The sequence below is a fragment of the Rhodococcus sp. (in: high G+C Gram-positive bacteria) genome, assembly GCF_049299235.1.
In the GTDB taxonomy this organism is placed as follows: Bacteria; Actinomycetota; Actinomycetes; order Mycobacteriales; family Mycobacteriaceae; genus Rhodococcus.
Map to the genome: position 1 here is coordinate 1 of NZ_JBAQXC010000137.1, position 3,908 is coordinate 3,908.

The 3,908-nt window shown below is 70.6% G+C and carries 1 protein-coding gene; it reads left to right on the plus strand.

Features of this window, described 5'->3' with window-relative positions:
• Positions 1-193 precede the first annotated feature (193 nt).
• The coding region (gene gltB / locus WAX14_RS08350) for a glutamate synthase large subunit (protein ID WP_422627621.1) at positions 194-3,908 on the plus strand (3,715 nt) is incomplete at its 3' end.

Sequence of the window (3,908 nt, forward strand, 5' to 3'; positions counted from 1 at the left end):
CGCCTGCGCACGCTCGCGCAGGCGGGCCTTCCGCGCGTACACTGACCCGACCGGGCACGATCCCCGGTTTCCCGGGCGGAGCCGATCGGCCCACCCACGCTGCTGCACCGCCTGTCGCGACGACCCACCGGGTCGCCGGCACGACGCGCGACGCGTCACCCACGCGCCATCCGCCCAGGTGGAGGTGACCACAGTGTTGTACTCCGCGATTCCCGCCCCGCGGGGACTCTACGATCCGGCGCTGGAATCGGACTCGTGTGGCGTCGCCGCGGTCGTCGACATCCACGGCCGCGCTGGCCACGACATCGTCGCCGACGCCGTCCTCGCCCTGCAAAACCTGAGTCATCGCGGGGCGTGCGGCCGCGAACCGGCGAGCGGCGACGGTGCCGGCCTCACTCTCGCCATCCCGGAGGCAATGTTCGACGTGGTCACCGATTTTCCGCTGCCACCGCCCGGCCGGTACGCCACCGGGTTGTGTTTCCTGCCCCGCGACCCCGACGACCGTGCCCGGGCGCGCCGGCGCGTCGAAGTCCTCGCCGCCGCCGAGTACCTCGACGTGCTCGGTTGGCGTGACGTACCCATCGAACCCGAACGCGCCGGGATCGGCGTCACCGCGGACGGGTGCCGCCCCCACATCGACCAACTCTTCGTCGCCGCACCGGCTGCCGCCGGGACCCGACCCGGTGGTCTCGAGCTCGACCGGCTCGTCTACCCGCTGCGTCGACGCGCCGAACGTCCAGGCCCCGACGGTGTGCCTGCCGTGTACTTTCCGTCGCTGTCGGCCCGCACGATCGTCTACAAGGGCATGCTCACTGCCGACCAACTGCCGCGCTTCTACCCGGATCTGCGTGATCCGCGCTGCGTGAGTGCGATCGCGCTGGCGCACAGCCGTTACTCGACCAACACCTTCCCGGCATGGCCCCTCGCACAACCGTTCCGGTACAGCGCGCACAACGGGGAGATCAACACCATCCGCGGCAACCGTCATCGGATGCGGGCCCGGCAGGCGGCATTGCGGACCACCCGGATCCCCGGTGACCTCACCCGGCTGTTCCCGATCTGCAGCCCCGACGGATCCGATTCGGCCTCGCTCGACGAGGTGCTCGAACTGCTGCACCTGTCGGGCCGGTCGCTGCCGCACGCAGTCGCCATGATGATCCCGTCGGCCTGGGAGCGCGATATCGGATGCGACGCGCGACAACGCGGATTCCACGCGTTCCACGCGGCGCTGCTCGAGGCGTGGGACGGGCCGGCGTGCCTGCCGTTCACCGACGGAGGTGTCTTCGGCGCGGTCCTCGACCGCAACGGACTGCGGCCGGGCCGCTGGTGGCGCACCCTCGACGACCGGGTGATCTTCGCCAGCGAATCCGGTGTGCTCGATCTACCACCCGACCAGATCGTCGAGAAGGGCAGGCTCGAACCGGGCCGGATGTTCCTCGTCGACACCCGTCGGGGCCGTATCGTGCCGTCCGACGAGGTGTTTGCCGGGCTCGCCCGTGCCCACCCCTATCGGGACTGGCTGCGCGCAGGCCGAGTCGACCTCGCCGACCTGCCGCGCGCGGACCACCCACCCGTCCGCTACACCGCGACCACCCGAGCCCACCGCTTGTTCGGCTACACCCGCGAAGACCTCGACACGGTGCTCACCCCGATGCTCCGCACCGGTCGTGAACCCCTCGGGTCGATGGGTGACGACACCCCGCCCGCGGCGCTGTCCCCCCGACCTCGGTTGCTCTACGACTACGTCACCGAACTGTTCGCGCAGGTCACGAACCCGCCATTGGATGCGATCCGGGAACGCATCGTCACCACCACCACTGTCGCGGTGGGACCCGAGGGTAACCTGCTGGGCTGCTCGCCGGCCGCGTGCCGGCAATTGCTGCTGCCCGGCCCGGTGCTCACTGTCGACGAACTCGATCGGGTCCGGGCACTCACCGTGAACGGACCACACCCGGCGCTCGCGGCACGGACACTGCCCGCGCATTTCACCGCCGACGGACCGTCGGGGGAGGCACTGGCCGCGGGCCTGGCGGCGCTGTGCCGGGCCGCGGACGATGCCGTCGACACCGGGCACGGCCTGCTCGTGATCACCGACCACGGCAGTACCCCGGATTCGGTGCCGATCCCGTCGCTGCTCGCGGTCGCCGCGGTGCACCATCACCTGATCCGGTCCGGTCGCCGCACCCGCGTCGGTCTGCTCGTCGACAGCGGTGATGCCCGCGAGGTGCACCATGTCGCCGCGCTGCTCGGCTTCGGAGCGTCGGCGGTGTGCCCCTACCTGGCATTCGACACGGTGCGGACGCTCGCGGGCACCGACCCGGAGGACGCTGTCGGCAACTATCGGCAGGCGCTCGTCGCCGGGGTGCTCGAGGTGATGGCGAAGATGGGTATCGCCGTGCTCGGCTCCTACATCGGGGCGCACACCTTCGAAGCCGTCGGGTTGGGTCGTGACGTCGTCGAGTCCTACCTGCCCGGCACCGTCTCGCGTATCGGCGGAGCATCACTGCGCGATCTCGCCGACGACACCCGCGCCCGGCACCGCGCCGCCTTCGACGAATCCGGTTCGCGCGCCGACGAACTCGACAGCGGGGGTACCTATCGCTATCGGCGTGACGGGCAACCGCACCTGTTCACCCCGGAGACGGTGTTCCTGCTGCAGCACGCCACCCGCGCCGGTCGCGCCGACGTGTTCGCCCGGTACAGCGACGAAGTCGACCGGCTCGCGGCGGCCGGTGGAACGCTGCGGGGGCTGTTGCGTTTCCGGACCGGTCGGCACCCGCCGGTCCCGCTCGAGCAGGTCGAATCCGCCGACCGCATCGTGGATCGTTTCGCTACCGGCGCCATGAGTTTCGGGTCGATTTCCGCCGAGGCGCACACCGCGCTCGCGGTCGCGATGAACCGGCTCGGTGGGCGTTCGAACTCCGGGGAAGGCGGAGAGGACCCGGATCGCCTCGGTGACCCGCTGCGCCGCAGCGCCGTCAAGCAGGTCGCCAGTGGACGGTTCGGTGTCACCGCCGACTATCTCGCCGACGCCACCGACCTCCAGATCAAGATGGCGCAGGGCGCGAAACCCGGTGAAGGCGGCCAGCTTCCCGGCGACAAGGTGTATCCGTGGATTGCCCGTATCCGGCACAGCACCGCCGGTGTCGGACTGATCTCGCCGCCACCGCACCACGACATCTACTCGATCGAGGATCTCGCGCAACTCATCCACGACCTGCGCTGCGTCAACCCGCGGGCCCGCATCCACGTCAAACTGGTCAGCGGTGCCGGGGTCGGCGTCGTCGCGGCCGGGGTCGCGAAGGGACACGCCGATGTGGTGCTGATCTCGGGGTGCGACGGGGGGACCGGCGCGGCGCTGCTCACCGCGTTGGCGCACTCCGGTACGCCCTGGGAGATCGGACTCGCCGAAACCCAGCAGACCCTCGTGCTCGGTGGGCTGCGCGACCGCATCACCGTCCAATGCGACGGCGGGTTGCGCACGGGACGGGATGTGCTCGTCGCCGCGCTGCTCGGCGCCGAGGAGTACGGTTTCGCGACGGCCCCGCTCGTCGTGCTCGGGTGTGTCCTCATGCGGGTCTGTCACCTCGACACCTGCCCGGTCGGAATTGCCACCCAGAACCCGGAACTGCGCGAAAAATTCACCGGGCGAGCAGAATTCGTCGAACAATATTTCCGGTTCGTGGCCGAGGATGTGCGCGGCCGGCTCGCCGCACTCGGGTTGCGCAGCGTCGACGACGCCGTCGGCCGGGTCGATCTGCTCGAACCCGACACGGCGCTGACCCGGTGGCGAACCGCCGGGTTGGACCTGACGCCCCTGTTTGTTCCGCCGGTCGATGCGAGTGGTGCGGCGCCGCAGCGGCGTCGTACCCGGGCTCCCGTGCCGGTGGCGGTGGCCGGCGGAACCC